This window comes from Bartonella sp. AA1HLJMS (genome assembly GCF_042197445.1).
Taxonomy (GTDB): Bacteria; Pseudomonadota; Alphaproteobacteria; order Rhizobiales; family Rhizobiaceae; genus Bartonella.
The window spans coordinates 91,497-110,553 of record NZ_JBHIRW010000004.1 but is presented as its reverse complement, the minus strand read 5'-3'; the positions used below and the strand labels follow the sequence as shown (position 1 = coordinate 110,553).

General features: G+C 37.5%; 13 protein-coding genes and 1 pseudogene. 7 read left to right on the top strand and 7 right to left on the bottom strand.

The window, feature by feature from the left end:
- Positions 1-4,893: pertactin-like passenger domain-containing protein (locus ACFIQE_RS02655; RefSeq protein ID WP_375707243.1), on the bottom strand; the 4,893-nt coding region annotated here is incomplete at its 3' end.
- Between the two features lie 570 nt (positions 4,894-5,463).
- On the opposite strand from ACFIQE_RS02655, the gene ACFIQE_RS02650 reads away from it, so the two are divergent.
- Positions 5,464-6,753, top strand: a complete 1,290-nt coding sequence (locus ACFIQE_RS02650) for an MFS transporter (protein WP_375620745.1) — start codon at positions 5,464-5,466, stop codon at positions 6,751-6,753.
- On the opposite strand, the gene ACFIQE_RS02645 is transcribed toward ACFIQE_RS02650, so the two are convergent.
- Genes ACFIQE_RS02645 through ACFIQE_RS02635 form a run of 3 tightly spaced genes read right to left on the bottom strand, consistent with a single transcriptional unit; the run spans position 6,750 to position 7,628 of the window.
- The gene (locus tag ACFIQE_RS02645; RefSeq protein ID WP_375620744.1) at positions 6,750-7,016 is read right to left on the bottom strand and encodes a hypothetical protein; all 267 of its coding nucleotides are present in this window, start codon (positions 7,014-7,016) and stop codon (positions 6,750-6,752) included. The two genes, ACFIQE_RS02650 and ACFIQE_RS02645, sit on opposite strands and share 4 nt — an antisense overlap.
- A complete protein-coding gene (locus tag ACFIQE_RS02640; RefSeq protein ID WP_375611245.1) occupies positions 7,003-7,182 on the bottom strand; it encodes a hypothetical protein in 180 nt (59 codons plus the stop codon). The genes ACFIQE_RS02645 and ACFIQE_RS02640 overlap by 14 nt, the downstream gene beginning before the upstream one ends.
- Positions 7,182-7,628, bottom strand: a complete 447-nt coding sequence (locus ACFIQE_RS02635; protein ID WP_375620743.1) for a DNA polymerase III subunit chi — start codon at positions 7,626-7,628, stop codon at positions 7,182-7,184. Before ACFIQE_RS02635 ends, ACFIQE_RS02640 begins: the two co-directional genes overlap by 1 nt.
- A 407-nt stretch (positions 7,629-8,035) precedes the next feature.
- Between ACFIQE_RS02635 and lptF the strand changes: the two genes are divergently transcribed.
- The 6 genes from lptF (at position 8,036) to rsmA (ending at position 15,575) form a co-directional block, all read left to right on the top strand.
- Positions 8,036-9,226, top strand: a complete 1,191-nt coding sequence (gene lptF, locus ACFIQE_RS02630) for an LPS export ABC transporter permease LptF (RefSeq protein ID WP_375706672.1) — start codon at positions 8,036-8,038, stop codon at positions 9,224-9,226.
- Positions 9,223-10,314 (top strand): LPS export ABC transporter permease LptG, encoded by a 1,092-nt coding sequence (gene lptG, locus ACFIQE_RS02625; RefSeq protein WP_375612925.1) that lies wholly within the window; start codon positions 9,223-9,225, stop codon positions 10,312-10,314. Before lptF ends, lptG begins: the two co-directional genes overlap by 4 nt.
- Positions 10,315-12,675 (top strand): LPS-assembly protein LptD, encoded by a 2,361-nt coding sequence (locus tag ACFIQE_RS02620; RefSeq protein WP_375629336.1) that lies wholly within the window; start codon positions 10,315-10,317, stop codon positions 12,673-12,675.
- Between the two features lie 109 nt (positions 12,676-12,784).
- Positions 12,785-13,741 (top strand): SurA N-terminal domain-containing protein, encoded by a 957-nt coding sequence (locus ACFIQE_RS02615; RefSeq protein WP_375707242.1) that lies wholly within the window; start codon positions 12,785-12,787, stop codon positions 13,739-13,741.
- Entirely contained in the window at positions 13,741-14,754 is a 1,014-nt protein-coding gene (gene pdxA, locus ACFIQE_RS02610) for a 4-hydroxythreonine-4-phosphate dehydrogenase PdxA (RefSeq protein ID WP_375620738.1), read from the top strand. The genes ACFIQE_RS02615 and pdxA overlap by 1 nt, the downstream gene beginning before the upstream one ends.
- On the top strand, positions 14,745-15,575 hold the full coding sequence (gene rsmA, locus ACFIQE_RS02605) for a 16S rRNA (adenine(1518)-N(6)/adenine(1519)-N(6))-dimethyltransferase RsmA (RefSeq protein ID WP_375631726.1): 831 nt from the start codon (positions 14,745-14,747) through the stop codon (positions 15,573-15,575). The genes pdxA and rsmA overlap by 10 nt, the downstream gene beginning before the upstream one ends.
- A 29-nt stretch (positions 15,576-15,604) precedes the next feature.
- On the opposite strand, the gene gmk is transcribed toward rsmA, so the two are convergent.
- From gmk to fabF, 3 genes and pseudogenes are all read right to left on the bottom strand, one after another.
- Positions 15,605-16,282, bottom strand: a complete 678-nt coding sequence (gmk, locus tag ACFIQE_RS02600; protein ID WP_375620736.1) for a guanylate kinase — start codon at positions 16,280-16,282, stop codon at positions 15,605-15,607.
- 298 nt (positions 16,283-16,580) lie between these two features.
- Positions 16,581-17,689, bottom strand: a pseudogene (gene mltG, locus ACFIQE_RS02595) (endolytic transglycosylase MltG).
- A gap of 96 nt (positions 17,690-17,785) precedes the next feature.
- Positions 17,786-19,048: a beta-ketoacyl-ACP synthase II gene (fabF, locus tag ACFIQE_RS02590; protein ID WP_375620735.1), complete on the bottom strand. Its 1,263-nt coding sequence runs from the start codon at positions 19,046-19,048 to the stop codon at positions 17,786-17,788.
- Positions 19,049-19,057 lie beyond the last annotated feature (9 nt).

Genomic DNA, 19,057 nt, shown 5'->3' with positions numbered 1-19,057 from the left:
CCCCCGTGCATGCGCAACACGGGCACGATCATAACTGCCAAAACCACCTATATAAAACTCTCCATTTTCCCACTCGCCTAAACCATTGATCCCCAAAACGATACCGGTCTGATCCAGTTTAAAATCTATATGCTCTGTCGCAATGCTCTCTTTAGATTTAATCGCATAAGTCCATAAAGCTGCATTCTTTTTACTTTTATCTAGAACTCCTCTTCCCGCACGTACGGTTTGCATTTCATTGTGAAAAACCATCACTGGAGCCACAGACATAGACAATACCGCATCTGTAGAGGGAGTGGTCAAAAAGTGAGAAACTGAAAGTTTCTCACTAAATTGTGGCAAAGGTTGTTCTTTATGAACTGGACGTAAAATCATTTGATCGGCTAAAGATTGAGAAGAGGTTGAAACAGCAGTTTGTTGTTTTTCATCAGAAAGAGGATGAGAACTTCCTGAACCTAAAACTTCAATAACGTGACTTCCAAGAGAGAAAACAGTTGGAGATACAGAAGCCTGAGATTTTTGCCTTAAGTTTTGGCAGTTCTCTCTTCGACGTGGCAATTTTATAACATGCGCTTGTGGTGCTGCAATCGTTGAAAGAGAAGAAACCGATTGATTTTGATTTAAATGCCGCACAGATCTGCTTCTACTACGTGGTAAACTGTTGAGAAATGAAACATTATCAATAAATGCTGCAGATAAATACCAAACTTTTTCGCCCCCACCCTCATCAATTCTCTGTTTTAAACCATACGTATAGGTTCCGCCATCAATAGTTTTAACATTTGCACCAGAAAAGCTTCTCAGGGTAAAATGTGCTCCTCCACTTTGATCAAAAATTAAATCAAGTTCTGTTGAAGAAGGATCAACAATTTCAATACCAGAATCTACGACACTTATTGTATGAAAACCACTCCCATTCTCAATAAAGAGGTAATCACCTTTTCCTTCTGCAAGGCTAACATTAAGGTCAAAATGTAGACTCCCTGCTAGATTATCAATATAAAGCTGAGAGTAATATAAATCATCTTCAGAAGAAGTAAAAATGACTTTTCCTACACCGCTTAACTGCTGAATGCGTGTACTTTTATCGTCAAACCCACGAGCAACGGAGTATAATTGAGCGTCTTCTCCGTTTAATTCAATGTTTTCTACTATAGTTTGTTGACCATTATCTCCAGCATCAAGATGGAGCCCACCAAAATCCTGAACTTTTATTTCTCCTCCTAATATTGCACCAGGAGAAATCCATGAATTAGCATTACCTTCAATCGTTAGATTCTTTACAATTCCACCTGCATAGACTTCTTGAACACCACCAGTGCGTAAAATGACTGTATTTGCTTCACCTCCTGCTAAAACACGCTGCACACCCTCTGAAAAGATTTCAGCATTTACAGCTAAACCGCCGGCTTTTTCTGCAAAGTTATCATCATTAGGAAACCATTTAGCAAGAGTTTGTATTCCTCCACTCATCACTTTTGTTCCCACAGCCATCCCATCATCATATACATTCTGCTGTCCTGGCGTATCACCTTGACCATACAGTATCGTGTTATAAGCGCTGCTCCCCACAATTCCACCATTTACATAACCATCTCCGAAAACAAGCTGCTCCCCACCATAAATTTCAGCTCTCAATGCGGTTCCTCCTCCCTCCACTCTTTGTTTTCCATCCTCGTAAATAATCGTAAATTCTGAAATCCCTTGTTCCCCTACAATCTCAACACCACCATTTTCAATGGTTGTATTTTTACTGAAACCACCAGCTTCAACATAAAGTCTTCCTGATCCCTGAATTGTATTATTAATAGACTTCTTAAGAACACCTTGCTCTCCATCATCAGAGACATAAACTACGTTATCATCACCGAGCCAAGAGCTTTGTAGAATTCCTCCTCCTTCCCCAATGCTGTAATGAATTACATCAGAGATACTAAAATCTTTTGACGATGTCATATTTTCTTCTTTTTCAGGAAGCTTATCTATAGGCGACTCCACATGAGGTGAAGGAATTACAGGAGCAGAAGTTATTTGTGATGTAGCCAAAGACCAAGTCTTTCCCCCATTATCATCTTTTGTCTTTAAGCCATACATGTAAGCTCCACCATCAATCGTACTCGTCTCTTCACCAGAAAAATCTGTCAGAGTAAAATGCGCATTTCCGCTTTGAACATGAATTAAATCAAGCTCCAAAACTAAATTCTGATCTTGTAGAGGAGAATTGGTAATTTCAACACCAGAATCGATAACACTTATGGTGTGATTACCTGATCCTTGTTTTATCAGAAGATAATCACCGCGCTGTTCTGCAAAATTAGTATGCAACCTAAAATGTAAACTCCCTGAAAGATCATTGATCTCAAGTTTAGAGTAATGTGGATTAAACACGGTAGAAGTAAAAATAACACGACCATTCCCACTCAGATTCTCAATCAAAGAACTTTCACCATCTATATTAGAGGCAATCGCGTACAATTTTGTATCTCTGCCATTTAAGACAATTTTTTCTACTTCAGTACGAGATTGCTCTGCACCAGCATAAAGATAAATCCGTCCAGAATCATTAACCGTTGTCTTTCCTTCCAATGTTGCGCCACCATGTAACCATGATTGTGCTTGATCCTTAACGGTTAAATCTTTTACATAACCTCCTAAATCTATTGCCTGAAAAGCAGTCCCTTCTAAAAGAACGCCAATCGCGATTCCTCCCGCTAAAACATGTTGCTGTCCACCAGAAAAGACCTTCGTATCAAAGGCAAAACTGCTATACTCGTCTAGATCCTCTTCTCCATAAAGATTTTGTATCCCTCCTTCCATGATCTGTGTGTTAAAAACCTCTCCATCACCATACACATTCTGATATCCTCGCACTCCATTCTCACCAGAAACGATAGTGTCATAGGCGCTGCTCCTCACCGTCGCACCTTTAATATCAGACTTTCCTGAAACAAATTGCTCACCTCCGTAAATTTTAGCCCCTTCAGCTTTTCCCCCCTCTTTAACCTTTTGTTGCCCACCTTTATGAACAATAGTATCCTGTGAAAGACCCTGTGTTTTAATAAGCTCAGTGCCACCTCTTTGAATTGTCGTATACAAGCTAAAACCACCGCTATAAACGGAAAGCTTTCCACCATCTTTAACTGTAATACTAATTGAAGTTTCTCCATTGCTATCAACTTCCTTGCTACTCGTGTCAAAGCTAGGATCTGCAATAGAAACAGTTGTTCCTTGATCAATTGTGAGTTCTGTAAGTAAATCACTTGATGAACCAGTATATGGTTTCAATACACTATCAAAAACTTGAGAAGTTGTCTCATCAATGGTGTGGTTTGCATCTAAGTACCAAATTTTACCAGTACCCTTATTGTTTCTATGTTGCAAACTGTACCGATAGGTTCCGGCATCAACAGTTCCGATTTTTTCACCAAAAGTGTTTGTCAGAGTAAAATGGGCATTTCCGCTGCGATCAGTAATTAATTTAAGCTTTTTGTAAGAAGAATTTGTAATTTCACGCCCAGAATCAGCCACACTTATTGTGTGAGAACCAGAGCCCCTTTTTTTAATCACAAGATAATCACTAAGCTGCTTGGCAAAATTGACATTAAAATCGAAATGTAAAGAACCTGAAAGATCATCGATATTAAGCTGTGAATAATGCTTATTAGTCCCTAAAGACGTAAAAATAACTCTCCCATTTCCTTTTAAATTCTTAACATTAATCTCAGTTTTTTTGCCGTTATCTTCAGACGCAATAATGTATAGTTTGCTATCTTCTCCATTTAAATTAAGATTTTCTACTTCCGTAACAGCTTCACCATTTCCAGCATAGAGATAGAGGTTGCCAAAATCATTAACATTTGTATCCTTATCTAATATCGCACCGGCAAAAACCCATGATTGTGCTTGATGATTAATTGTTAGATTATCCACGTATCCAGAATCATATATCTTCTGAGTAGCTCTATCGTATAAAGTAACTTCGCTCGCATTCCCTCCTGCAAAGATATTCTGCATACCATTTTTAAAAAGTTCGGTACTCAGTGCAAAAGCCCCCTCATTAATTGTAAAATCTTCATCTTTTATATCGGCTGTATCAGCATCTTCTGAGAAACCGTTATGAAAATTCTCTTTACCATCAAGATTCTGGACACCACCTTTCATAATCTTTGTGTCAACAGCCATCCCCCCACTATAGACACTTTGTATTCCTAGCATTCCATCTGCAGCATGAATTTCAGTGCCATAAGCACTACTTGCCTTATCTTCACGCGACAAACCATCCCCAAGAAACCCCTTACCAAAAATAATCTGCTCACCGCCATGGATTTGAGCCCCTTCTGCATTTGCACCACTCTCAACAATTTGTTTTCCCCCTTTTTTAACAGCGGCATATTCCGAACTGCTCAAGTTTTGGACAAACTCAATCCCACCATGCTCAATTGTCGTATCCCTGCTAACACTTGCTGCATCAATGTAGAGTTTTCCCCCTTCTCTAACCGTATTATTAATGGAATAAGCTGCATCTTTATAGTTAAAGCTATTTATTTCAGAACCTTCAGAGTCACGGTTAGTAATATAGATCGTAGCACCATCGCTTATTATTGAATTTGGGAGTACTTCAAAGAATAGCTTTTCTAATCTCTTCCTTTCCTCTTCTGAAAGATCACTTCCTTCTGCTGTCTGTTTATTCTCTATCTTTTTTGATCCCCCCTTTTTTTCTTTTAGTCCCCTCACTTCCGATAACAACTTTCTTGTCTCTTCTAGGTGTTCACTGATACTTACTGGTGTTAATAACTTTTCTCTTGGTGTAGCTACTCCATATGCACTCGCAATCTTGACAAAAAAACCACTGACCATTAACGCACAAAAACTTAATTTCAATTTGCGTTGCATTATTTACACTCCATAATTTTAAATTTAAATTCTCCCATTTAGAAAAAAGTGCATAGACCAAAACAACACAACGTAATTGCTCAACCTCATGTCTTTTAAGACAGCAAAGCATTCGATGGATTAAGCTTTGACAGATCAAATATACACCATGTGTTTTAAAATGCATGCACAACTAAAAGATTTAATTTTTTAGATACACTTTAAAAGTGTTATAATTGCATCCATGAAAAATATTTTTAATATTTTGAGACACTAAACACTGATCTACGAATAAGATTGATCCCTTAATAGATAAAAATGGCATTAAACTTTAAAGGACACAGCAATGTGAATGAGAGCTGCGTTTATAGCCATCTATTGCCATCTTCTACAGCATTTAAAGCAGTGTCTTTATCTTATTCAATTTGGATAATATATAGAGCACTTATTCATACTCATCAGCCCATAATCATTGTTCTAATATATAACGAAGTGTCATAATATTGACTCGACACTGATTTGAAATTTCTATAGTTATAGTCAGTTAACTCGTCATTTGATTTGTCATATACTGAAAGGGACATTCTATTCATGTCTATAAACTCAGAAATGAAAGCTACAAGCAACAGAAACTCCCCTCGTCGGATTTTATTTGCAAGCCTTATTGGCCCAACAATTGAATTCTTTGATTTTTATGTCTTTGGCACTGCCGCAGCTCTTATATTTCCTCATGTGTTTTTTCCAACACAAAATGATCAAATTGCCATTTTACAATCTTTCCTAATATTTGGAGCAGCCTTTTTTGCCCGCCCTTTTGGATCAGTTGTTTTTGGACATTTTGGAGATAAAATTGGAAGAAAAGCAACACTTATCGCTTCTCTTCTCACAATGGGTCTTTCAACAGTCATTATTGGTTTTCTTCCTACTTATGAAATAGCTGGGTGGTTTGCCCCTTTCCTCTTAACCTTGTGCCGTATTGGACAGGGAATTGGATTAGGAGGAGAATGGGGAGGAGCTGTTTTGCTCGCTACAGAAAATGCCCCTCCAGAAAAGCGCGGCTGGTATGCAATGTTCCCCCAATTAGGCGTTTCAATAGGTTTGTTTTTATCTATTGCTGTTTATTTGGGTCTGCTGCATTTCCTTGATCGTGAAGAACTTTTAGCCTGGGGATGGCGTATTCCTTTTATTGCTTCAGTTGTTTTTATGATTATAGGATTATGGGTCCGTCTTTCAATCAATGAAACTGTTCAATTCAAAAAAACTCTTGAAAGTAAAAAACATGTCAAAGTTCCTATCATAGATGTCTTTTTAAAATGTCCACGAATCCTATTTCTTGGAATATTTTCTGGTATGGCAACTTTTGTTTTGTTTTACTTGGTTACTACATATTTGCTAAGCTATTCAACAAACCATTTGCAATTGCCATTTCATCAAGCTCTTCAAATCGAAATTGTCGGTGCTATTTTTTGTGGGATTTTTACTGTCATCACGGGAAGACTCGCTGACCGTATTAGACGTAGAACTTTGATGATTTGGATTACAATCATCACCGGTATTTATTCTTTCGCAATTCCTTATTTCTTAAATTCTGGAGTTATAGGAGTCCTTGCAATGTCTGTTATCGGTTTGTCTCTCATGGGAATGATATACAGTCCTCTTGGTGCTGTTTTGGCTTCACCATACCCAACAGCAATTCGATATACCGGTTCTTCTATTACTTTCAATTTATCTGCTATTATAGGAGCATCTCTCGCGCCTTATATTGCAGAATATCTGGTGCAACATTTCGATACATCTTATATCGGTTATTATTTGCTTCTTGCTTCTTTTATTTCACTGATTTGCTTCGTCGGATTTACAGATGATGAAATATCCAACTAAAATATAATAATGAAGAATAAAATAAGGACTGGCGGCAAAAATGCTGCCAGTTTCGTTTTTAAAGACAGGGGTTGAGGTATTTTCCACCACAATATTCCTGCAAACAAAGCACTCAAAAAGAAAAATAAAAAATCTGCAATATTGCTTATATAAGAAACAGCAAACATTTCTGATAAGATATGCGTTGTCCCCAACCATGAAACGCAAAAGAAGGCCAACATCACAGCCCATAAAACAAGCAAAATTCGATCAATAATTATCATTATGGCGTTTCGTTTTTTTAATTATAGTCCATATATTTAACATGCCTAAAAGAAAAATCACAATAAAAACCCAACGCCCTCCCCCTGAGCCTTCCGTAATAAAAAGTGCAGGATTTACTATTCCCAGTAATCCTATAAAAATCAGAACAATAGATACAAGACGCATTAAACCTGTTTTTCCCAGCGACGATCTTCAGTCTGTTGCCAATACGTTAAATTATGATTTTCCATTTTATATTTTTTCCACTGTGCACGAACGAGATTCAACTGCTCTTCACTTCTACCATCAAATATCACGACAAGCCGTTGATAAGCATCAATATCCGAACAAACAGCTCCCTCTATGAGAAAACGAATCTTTGAATCATTCGGATTTTCTTGTCCTGTCGTAAGAAATACAGGCTGAACGTTTGGATATTGATCACACTCCGTTCCATGTCCAATAAATGATTCATCAGTATAAACCCATAAATGTATATCTATAGAATCGCGTTGTTCTTTACTCACACACTGTATTGTTACTTTACCAAAACGAGCCAATGCACGCTCCACAAGCGTCGGCAAAATATCCTTCAGCGTTGACTGCGTCAAATGATAGAATAAAATATCCAATCTCTTAAGCCTTCATCATTCTTTATAAAAAAGCTAACATCTTTTTAAAAAAACTTCTATATCCCTAATACAAAGGAAACGGTTCAAGATATAAATCCTCTTTTTTGATTGAGATGCATTATCTTTTTGCACGTGTCTTTAAAAGACAAAAATTTTTATCTTCAACGTTAATAAAAAAGTTTTTTAAGTTATTTTCTAGATTCTTCTAGATTCTTTGTAGACTATAGTTGAAAATAAAATATAATGTACGGAAAATTTAAAGAGGACCTCATAGGCAATTTTATATTATTTATTTGGTAAAAATATCCAATTCATGAAAGGATATTTTTTCAAACTTTATTACATTTTAACCGAAAGCAGTAAGAATATTTGCTATCGAATTAAAAACTGAGGATTTTCCCCAATTTATGCGTATTATTGAGTTCTACATCCTGAAACGTGTCCTTGTTTTGTTTAGTTCTGTCATGATTGCAGCAGTGGGCGTTAGTTGGACTATACAAATTCTTGCACGGATAAACTTTCTCACAACAAGTAAACAAACACTCCTCACAGTCTTACAATTTTCACTCTCATTGGTTCCTTCTGTTATTTTTGTTGTCATTCCGTTTGCATTAGTCATCGCAATTACAACCATCCTCTCAGCAATGCATCAAGACTCAGAACTTGCTGTCATCAATGCCTCTGGTTTTCCTAAAAGTACTGTTTGGAAACCTATCCTTCTTCTTGCTATTGTTGCATCCTGTATCTCCTTTTCTATAGCTAATTTTGTTGTTCCTCAAGCGCGTCTTCATATGCGACAAATGCTAGCAAGCGCTCATTTTGATCTTATTAATCTATTCATTAGTGAAGGGAGCTTCCAAAAACTCGCCAATAACCTTTACATAGAAATTGGCGAACGAAATCCAAATGGAACACTTGAACGCCTTTTCATTGCCGACCAGCGTGATCCTAAGACTGATCTTTTTTATTATGCAACAGACGCATCCATTGTGAGCAATAAAAACGGCAGTTTTCTGGTTCTCAATAACGGTGAAATAGAAAGAGTCAATCATCAAAATAACAGTGTTTCAATCGTGCAATTTAGCTCATATACTTTTAGCCTAGGAGAGTTTATCCCCGGTGATAAAACACCTACTCTTTATCCAAAAGATCGGTCTCTTTCTTATTTACAAAACCCTGACCCAAAAGATCCCTACTATCAACGAAAACCACTCCAATATAAAGCTGAATTTCACCGCAGACTAACACAATGGCTCTACCCTATTGTTTTTTCACTTATTGCATTAGCAGCGGCAGGGGATGTACGCTCCCATCGACAAGCTCGTCATTCCGCAAATCTCTCGGCAATTGCCCTTTCTTTTCTGGTGTATTGGATAGGATATTTTTTCGCAGAAAAGGCAAAAAGCGATCTTGCATACGTTCCTCTCCTTTATATTATACCTATAGGAACAAGTGCATTTGTCTTTTTTATGCTTTTAACGAATCATAAAATTGGGCTTCCCACAAAAGTTAATGAGATACTTCAAATCGCTTTTCAAAAAATAATGAACAAATTTGAACATCGAAAATCTCAAGATTCCTCGGATGAAATATCATGATTGGGTGGACACTTGGACGATATTTTTTTATACGGTATCTTAAAATAACTTGTTATTTCTGGGGAAGCATTTTTGTTCTTGCTCTTTTAATCGATTTCACAGAGAATTCTGGTAGGCTATCTTCCCTTCCGCATTATACAGCAAAAGATGCATTTTTCCTCTCTGCTTTACGCATCCCTTTTATCATGCAACAACTTATCCCTTTCATTGCACTCTTTTCTGCAATGGCAACGCTTATCTCGCTCAACAAAAAACTTGAACTTGTAGTAACTCGTTCAATCGGTGTTTCTGCATGGCAATTTCTTATGCCAGCTTGTTTTGGAGCTTTTCTTTTGGGATTATTTTCAATTCTTCTCATTAATCCACTTGCTGCATGGGGATTTTCTCAAGCAGAAAAAAAGATGACTGAATGGCGCAATCACAATGTACTAACACCTCTTCACAATACAAGTATCCACTGGTTAACACAACGTACAAATTTAGGCAGAACAACCATTGGTGCCAAATCTATCACCGATCAAGGACTTTCTCTTCTCGATGCAACCTTTGTACAATACAATGACAATGCAACCGTTAAAAATTGGATTAACGCCCCAAAAGCAACCTTGACTAATGGATTTTGGCTATTAACAAATGGAACAATCTATAAAATAGGGCATCCTCCTGAAAAATTTACCGTGTTGCAAATAAAAACCAATCTAAAACCTGAATTTTTAACGGAACGTTTAGTGAATCCCGCAACTATTCCATTTTACCAATTGCCAAAAAAAATTATGATTGCACGTTCATTTGGCTATTCTGCTAATAATTTTGATATGTATTTCCAATCTTTGATTGCATTACCGGCATTGCTTGTGGCAATGACCCTCATTGCAGCAACTGTATCTTTAAATTTTACACGTTTTGGGCAATCTAGAATGTTGATTCTTGGTGGCGTAATAGCTGGGTTTATGCTTTATGTTATTTCCGTACTTGTTCAAGCTTTCGGTAATGCTGGATATATTCCACCAATTATTGCAGCTTGGACACCCGTTGTTATTGCGTTATTCTTAGGAATCTCTTTTTTACTTCATAAAGAGGATGGCTAAGTGAAAGCATTAACACTTAAAAAAACTATTTTAACAAAATTAAGTGCTCTCGCTTTTAAAAGTGTTGTGGGGGTTATTTTAGGAAGTGCTTTGTCTTATTGTGCGCACGCTCAAAGCCTTCAATCTCCTTCTCAAAGTCGCATTCAAAATCTGGAACCTCCTCTTTTGCTCTCTGCGGATGAACTCATCTACAATCGTGATGAAAACACTGTTTCTGCACACGGTAATGTCCAAATCAAATATGATGGCAATAAAGTTGTCGCTCAAAAAATTATTTACAATCAAAAAACAGGACGGCTTATAGCACAAGGGAACGTTGAAATTACTCAAAAGGATGGTAATAAAATTTATTCCAACCAAATTGATATGACCAAAGATCTTGGCGAGGGTTTTGTAAACGCCCTACGTATTGATACAGCCAACAATGTTCACTTTTCAGCCCAAAATGCTACACGCAAACACAATCACATAACAGTCTTTGAAAATGCAACCTATACAGCCTGTGAACCTTGCTCTTATAAACCAGATAGAGACGTCCTATGGAAAATTAAAGCAAGAAAGATCATATGGAATAATAGCGTCAAAAAAATTCGGTTTGAAAATAGCAGTTTTGAAGTTTTTGGTGTACCGATTATAAAATTTCCAAATTTTGAGATCTATGATCCAACTGTCAGGCGTGCTAGCGGTCTGCTTACTCCTCATTTTTTTTATACTGATTATCTCGGTATGGGGATAAAGAATTCTTATTTCTGGAATCTCGCCCCCCATTATGATTTTACCCTTTCTTCTACGGTTTATACCCAACAAGGGCTTTTAACCGAAGGGGAATGGCGTCAGCGTTTAAAAACGGGACGTTATAACATTCGCTTTGCTCATATATATCAAATGAAACCGCATAGATTTGATAATGATACGATTGATGCCCAACATAAAAACCGTTATATGCTGGCGACAAAGGGGGATTTTCGTATTAATTCACACTGGACTTATGGATGGGATATTCTTGCACAATCAGATCGGCATTTTAGTCGTGCCTATAAACTTGAAAACTATAACAATCCTACACAACTTTCTCAGATCTATCTGAATGGTCTTGCAGGAAAAAATTATTTTGATATGCGTTTTTATCATTTTAAAGTTCAAGATTCAATATTGAATGATCCTCATTATGAACGTCACTCTCGGCAAGCGTGGGTCTTACCACGCATCGATTATTTTTTCACACCAGATGAACCCATTTATAATGGAGAGCTTACCTTCCATAGTAATATGCAATCAGTTTATCGTCGCCATGCTGACTTCAGTTCACCCGACCAGAACGGAAACCCTCTCAACACAGTAAAACTTTCTGGTATGGCTGGAAATAGTTTGCGTTTAACAAACGAGCTTCAGTGGAAAAAGCGCTTCAACACGCACAACGGACTCATCTTAACCCCTCTTCTCTCTCTACGAGCTGATATCATTACAACCAATGCAAGCGAAAATCACACAGATTCTATAGAAAACAATGCCTTATCCGCAATTCATGGTTCAGCAATTCGTGGCATGGCAACAGCAGGATTGGAACTACGCTATCCCTTCCTCATTACAGCTGATCATTCTACACATATTATAGAACCAACTGCACAAATTTTTATACGCAATAATGAACAATATATTGGACAAATTCCTAATGAAGATGCTCAAAGCTTTGTCTTTGATGCAACCACTCTCTTTCAACGAGACAAATTTTCTGGTTATGATCGTGTAGAAGGTGGTACAAGAGCCAATATAGGTATAAGATATTCTGGAAGCCTTAATGATAATTGGTCTCTTTATGGTCTCATTGGACAATCCTTCCATCTAGCAGGAAAGAATTCTTTTGCAGACAAGGACTTTATCAATGTCGGTACTCATTCTAGCTTAGAGGCAAAACGTTCAGACTATGTTGCAATGTTTGGTACAACCCATAAAAGTGGTTTTTCCTTAGAAACGCGTGGACGCTTTGACAAAAAAACAGGAAAAATCCGCCGTAGTGAAATCGAAGCATCACAAAAATGGCAAAATTTTTGGGCGGCTCTACAATATGCCTATATCGCAAAGCAACCAGATTATGAATATTCTCAAGAGCGCCAAGAAATTTCTTTTCAAACAGGACTTAAATTAGCAGATTATTGGTCCATTAATAGCAACGCCGGTTATGATTTAGTATCTGGTACATTTATAAAGCGAGGAATTAGCTTGAGTTATATGGATGAATGTTTCGGGTTAACATTCGGTTATCAACAGGTAACGAATCCAGGCAGGAAAGCACCCTTGCAAAACTTTAATTTCTCTCTTTCATTGCGTACGATTGCAGATATCGGAAAAAAGATAGATTAATTTATAAAGGGAATGTATCAGTCATTTAACTTATCATTGTTTTTATGAAAGAAAGCGTGTATTTTAAGTTGTTGATGAGAATTAATAAACAATGCGAAAGCCTATTTACATGAATAAATTGAAAAAGCGTTTTCTTGCTTTATTTTATATTGCATCTTTGAGCGTAAGTAGCCTGCTAATAAATGGATTTTTGATTCCGACAGTCTTTGCGCAGACCTCTATTGTTGTTACAGTTAATGGCAACCCCATCACAAATTATGATATACAAAGACGCCTTGCTTTTCTCAGGCTACAACAAAAGCAAGGCAATTTGGTGGCACAGGCTAAAAAAGAGCTTATTGATGAAAAGCTAAAAAATATTGAAATAAAACGTCGTAATATTGAAGTAAGCAATGATGAAGTTGATAGAGCTTTTGAGAATTTTGCGACACAAAATAATATGACGATTGATCAGCTCAACCAGATTCTGATCCAAACTGAGATCACAGTGCAACACTTTAAAGATTACATCCGTGGACAAATAGGATGGGGGCGTCTTGTTAGCGCACGCTATCAAGCTGAAACAGGTATGATTAGCGAACAAGAAGCTGTACGCAGAATATTAAAAAATGGTGGTGTAAAACCTTCAACCAACGAATATACATTACAGCGAATTGTTTTTGTCATTCCTGCACATCGTCGTTCAGAGATCTTTGAAAGACGTCAAAGAGAAGCAAGTAATTTTCGCACACATTTCCGTGGATGTGCCAATGCTCACAATCAAGCAAGAGGTATTTTAGACGTTACTATCCGCCACTTAGGAAAGTTTCTGGAGCCACAACTTCCTAATGCATGGGAACAAGCTATTCTTGAAACGCCTGCTGGAAAAATGACAAAATTACAAGAAACATCTGATGGAATCGAAGCAATTGCTGTCTGCAAAATAAAAAGAGTTTCTGATGATTATGTCGCTCGACTGATATTTTCTCTTCAAGATAGTAAAAAAAGAAGCCCGCAAAAACTTGAAGAATTAAGCGACAAATATTTAGGAGAACTGCGCCGAGTGGCACGCATTCAAAATTCATAATGGCTGCTCTTATTGTTAGCGGTGGTGATCCTGCCGGAATTGGTCCTGAAATAGTACTAAAAGCGTGGAATTTGCGTGTTACGCGCCAAATTCCACCTTTTGTACTTCTTGCTGATCCAGATGTTATTCGTTCGCGCGCTCGTTTTTTACAGATTGATGTTGAGGTGCAATCTGTTTTAATCAATAATCCTGCAAAAAATTTTCAAAAAGCTCTTCCTATCATACCGTTAAAAAACAAACAAAGTGATCAATTAGGTATACCTTCATCGAAAAATACAGCTGGAATTATTGAAGCAATTAAACGCTGTGTTCAATTGATTCAAAATGGCCATGCATGTGCACTTATCACTTGTCCTATTGCAAAAAAGAGTCTTTATGATGCCGGTTTTCGATTTCCAGGTCATACAGAATTTTTAGCCGATTTAGCCCATAAAGCTTTTCATAAATGTTATCATCCAGTTATGATGTTAGCAGGACCTCGATTAAAAACAGTACCAATAACTGTTCATATTCCATTTAAAAATGTTCCTTCACAGCTTACCCGTGATTTAATTATTCAAACGGTACTTATTACTGAATATGACTTAAAAACAAGGTTTAAAATAACGTCACCCCGACTAGCTGTTGCTGGTCTTAATCCTCATGCTGGAGAAGGAGGTGCAATGGGAAAAGAAGATATTGAAATTATCACTCCTGCTATTGAATATCTTAAAAAGAAAGGACTCAATATTGCAGGCCCGCTGCCTGCCGACACAATGTTCCATGAATGCGCAAGAAAAGCATATGACGTTGCCATTTGTATGTATCATGATCAAGCCCTTATCCCTGTTAAGACATTAGACTTTGATAGCACTGTTAATGTCACGTTAGGTCTACCTTTTATTCGCACGTCTCCAGATCACGGAACTGCTTTTGACATTGCTGATAAAGGGATAGCCTCTCCCGAAAGCTTTATTGCTGCTCTTAAACTTGCAAATCAACTTGCAAAAAATAGTTTAAACCCATGCCAATAGATAATCTCCCTCCTCTGCGTGAGGTCATTGATATATATGGATTACAAGCGCATAAATCTTTGGGGCAGAATTTTCTTTTTGATCTTAATTTAACATCTAAAATTGCTCATCAAGCAGGCAATATAGAAGGAAAACCTGTTCTTGAAATTGGTCCTGGTCCTGGAGGTCTCACACGTGCCTTGCTAGCAAAGGGTGCCATTGTAACAGCAATAGAACGCGATGAGCGCTGCATACCGGCTCTCTTAGAAATAGAAAAACACTATCCTAAAAAATTAAAAGTTATTTGTAATGATGCACTGAAGCAAGACTTCTCAAAACTCTTTGAAACAAGCCCTGTAAAACCGCGCATTATTGCAAATCTTCCCTATAATATTGGGACACAACTCTTATTAAATTGGCTTTTAACTGAACCATGGCCTCCTTTTTATGAATCAATGACATTGATGTTTCAACGTGAAGTTGCCAAACGGATTACAGCTAAACCTCAATCTACTCATTATGGACGTCTTAGTGTCCTAACTGGCTGGCGTACCACTGCTAAAATTGCTTTTGATGTCCCCCCTCAAGCCTTCATACCAATACCTAAAGTAACGTCTTCTGTTGTTCATATTATTCCGCGAACACAACCTCTTGCCTGCTCTGCACAAAAACTAAGCCTCGTCACAAAAACCGCCTTTGGACAAAGACGAAAAATGCTTCGTCAAAATCTCAAAATACTTGGAGGTGAAGAGCTATTAGAAAAAGCTGGAATTGATGGAACGCGCCGTGCTGAAACGCTCTCGATTTCTGAATTTGTAACTTTAGCGCATCTAGTGCTCTAAAAAATGCACTTTGTGTTATAAAACCTTTTTTAATCACAACATTTATCGATTTTTTCAGCAATAAGCCCATCAACAAAAGAGCCAAGATAAGAACAACGCTCACGTTTTACGGTTTCAGCTAAATAAATTGATTTAATAAAAGATAAAGACTGATCTAAATCTTCGTTAATCACAACATAATCATAAGAAAGCCAATGCTTTAACTCCGTTCGTGCATTTTCCAATCGCAAATTGATGATATCTTGACTATCTTCTGCTCGACGATGTAAACGCGAAACAAGCTCTTTCATTGATGGTGGAAGAATAAAAACAGATACAGTGTCTCCTAGCATCTTTTTTTGCAGCTGCTCGGTACCTTGATAATCGATATCAAATAACATATCTTGGCCAGCATTCAATGCGTTTTCAACAGTTTCACGTAAAGTGCCATAATAATTTCCGTGAACTTCTGCCCACTCAATAAATTCATCCCTATCACGCTTATATTCAAACTCTTCCTTTGAAATAAAGTAATAATGCAGCCCATCTACTTCACTAGGACGCCTTTTCCTTGTAGTCATACTTACGGAAAGCTCTAATTGTCCCTCTTTTAGAAGTAATCGAGAAATTGTTGATTTACCAGCACCTGAAGGCGAAGAGAGAATAAATAAAAAACCGCGGCGTTGATTTATTTTTATAGCACTCAATTTACTTTCAAAGACTGTCATTACATCACTCTACTTTGTTCATAAATGTTTCTCCAAAATTTGAATTATACATTATCTCAACCTCTCCCCTAATCAATGTGTTTTCTTAGCAATTCTCAATGTTATTTTGCTCTTTTGTGAGATAAGGTATTAGCAGTATATTCACTTTTTTCTTAAATATTTTTATCCATACGCCAACCCACTTGTGACAGACAAGAAAATGATTTTTTATCATTCTCATAAAAAATTTAAATAGAAAAATTTTACTATATTTGGGATTCTCATTTACGATGCAAAAAGATGTGTTATCACTATAAATTCAATGTTTTGCCTTTAATTCTCGCCACTTGCGAACATTCATATTATGTTCCTCTAAAGTTCGAGAAAAAACATGCCCTCCTGAACCATCAGCAACAAAATAAAGTGCATCACTGATTGGTGGATGTGCCACCGCTTTTAAAGAATCTCGACCTGGATTTGCAATAGCCGTTGGGGGCAAACCATTAATTTTATAAGTATTATATGGTGTTTCCTTCTCAAGATCTGAACGATAAATTGCACGACCGGATGGTTTTCCTTTTCCTCCGAAGAGACCATAAATTACTGTTGGATCCGATTGAAGACGCATATGCTTTGTAAGGCGGTTATAAAATACCGCAGCAACCATTGGTCTTTCTGCTGCAATTCCCGTTTCTTTCTCAACAATTGAGGCTAATATAACAAATTCATCAATTGATTTAATGGGTAAATCAGGTGAACGCGTAGCCCATATAGCATGAATTAATTTTGTCTGTCCTTCACGCAACCTGTTTACAATCTCTTTACGCGTTGTTCCCCGAATAAAACGAACAGTATCCGTCATTAAATAACCTTCTGGAGGCAAAATTTTTGGAAGGTCTCCAATCAAAATTTCATTCGCAGCTAATCGATCGAAAACTTGCTGAACCGTTAAACCTTCAGGTACTGTAAATGTATACTCTATAGATTTTCCTTTCACAAGAATATCCATAATATCCTGCATCGAAGCATGAGCTGGAATTAAATATTCACCAGCCTTCAGATGCGTTGTTTTTTGGTGATAACCAACCCCATAAACAAAAATATCTGATGATCGAATGAAACCACGTTTTTCTAGCAATGAAGCAATTTCACGAATTCCGGTACCAGGATGGATAAGAACAATTTGTTCTTCCTCAATTTTTCCCTTTTCTTCAAAAATACTTTTTCCAATATAAAGAGGAATACTTATGGCAAAAAGAATAATCACAATCAGCATAAGAAAAAAATGACCGAGAATGACCAACGGATTACGGACGATAGATGATTTCTTTCGTTTTTTATGTATTAACATGTCATAACTATCTGCTAAATGATTCGAAGAGGAATCACTTACGTCCTTTAATGATTTCCATTTTTCACATCGGACATAACCCCTCAATAGCGATTAAGGATAATATTATAATTTCTCATTCACCTTATAATAAAGTAGAAAACTCAAAAGCAAAAATTAAATAAAAATACTTATTATCCCCTAAAACGTCGCATCACCAACGATGCATTTGTCCCACCAAATCCAAAAGAATTAGAAAGAATCGTATCAATCTTTCGTTCACGCGGTTTGTGTGGTACAAGATCGATTTTTGTTTCAATCGATGGATTGTCAAGATTAAGTGTCGCTGGGGCTATATTATCCCGTATAGCTAAAATAGAAAAAATAGCCTCAGCAGCACCGGCAGCACCAAGTAAATGCCCGATAGATGATTTCGTTGATGACATAGAAACGTGTGGTGCATAACTCCCTAAAACACGCTCAACAGCTGCTAGCTCTATGGAATCAGCCATCGTAGATGTACCATGAGCATTAATATAATCAAGTTCACTCACATTCACTTGTGCACGCTTAAGAGCAGCTATCATACTACGCTGAGCCCCTTCACCACTTTCTGAAGGCGCTGTAATGTGGTAAGCGTCACCAGATAAACCATAGCCAATAACCTCAGCATAAATACGCGCTCCTCGTTTTTTGGCATGTTCCAGCTCTTCTAAAACAACAACAGCTGCTCCTTCCCCCATCACAAAACCATCACGATCAATATCATAAGGACGTGACGCCCGTTCAGGATCATCATTGCGACAAGTAGAAAGAGCTCTACAAGCTGCAAAACCTGCAAGAGATATCCGATTTATCGGAGATTCAGTCCCCCCTGCCACCATGACATCTGCATCACCAAACATAATCAAACGTGCCGCATCACCAATTGCATGCGCCCCTGTTGAACAAGCCGTTACAACAGAATGATTAGGCCCCCGTAAACCATATTGAATAGACACATAACCAGAAGCAAGATTAATCAAACGACCTGGAATAAAAAAAGGAGAAACACGACGTGGGCCCTTATCACGAAGCGTATAACCAGCTTCAACAATACCCTCAACTCCCCCAATTCCCGAACCAATTAACACGCCTGTACAAATCTGATCTTCATCACTCTTAGGAAACCATTCGGCATCTGCAAGCGCTTGGTTAGCAGCAGCCATTGCATAAACAATAAATGCATCAACTTTACGTTGCTCTTTAGGTTCCATATACAAATCAGCATTATAAGTCCCCTCTGTTCCATCCCCTAAGGGGATACGCGCAGCAATCTGGCATGGCAAATCTGACACATCAAACTCTGTGATACGTCGGACACCACTTCTTCCTTCAAGAAGTCGCTTCCAACTATATTCAATATTACCAGCTAATGGAGATACCAATCCTAAACCAGTAACAACAACACGTCTCATAACTTCTAA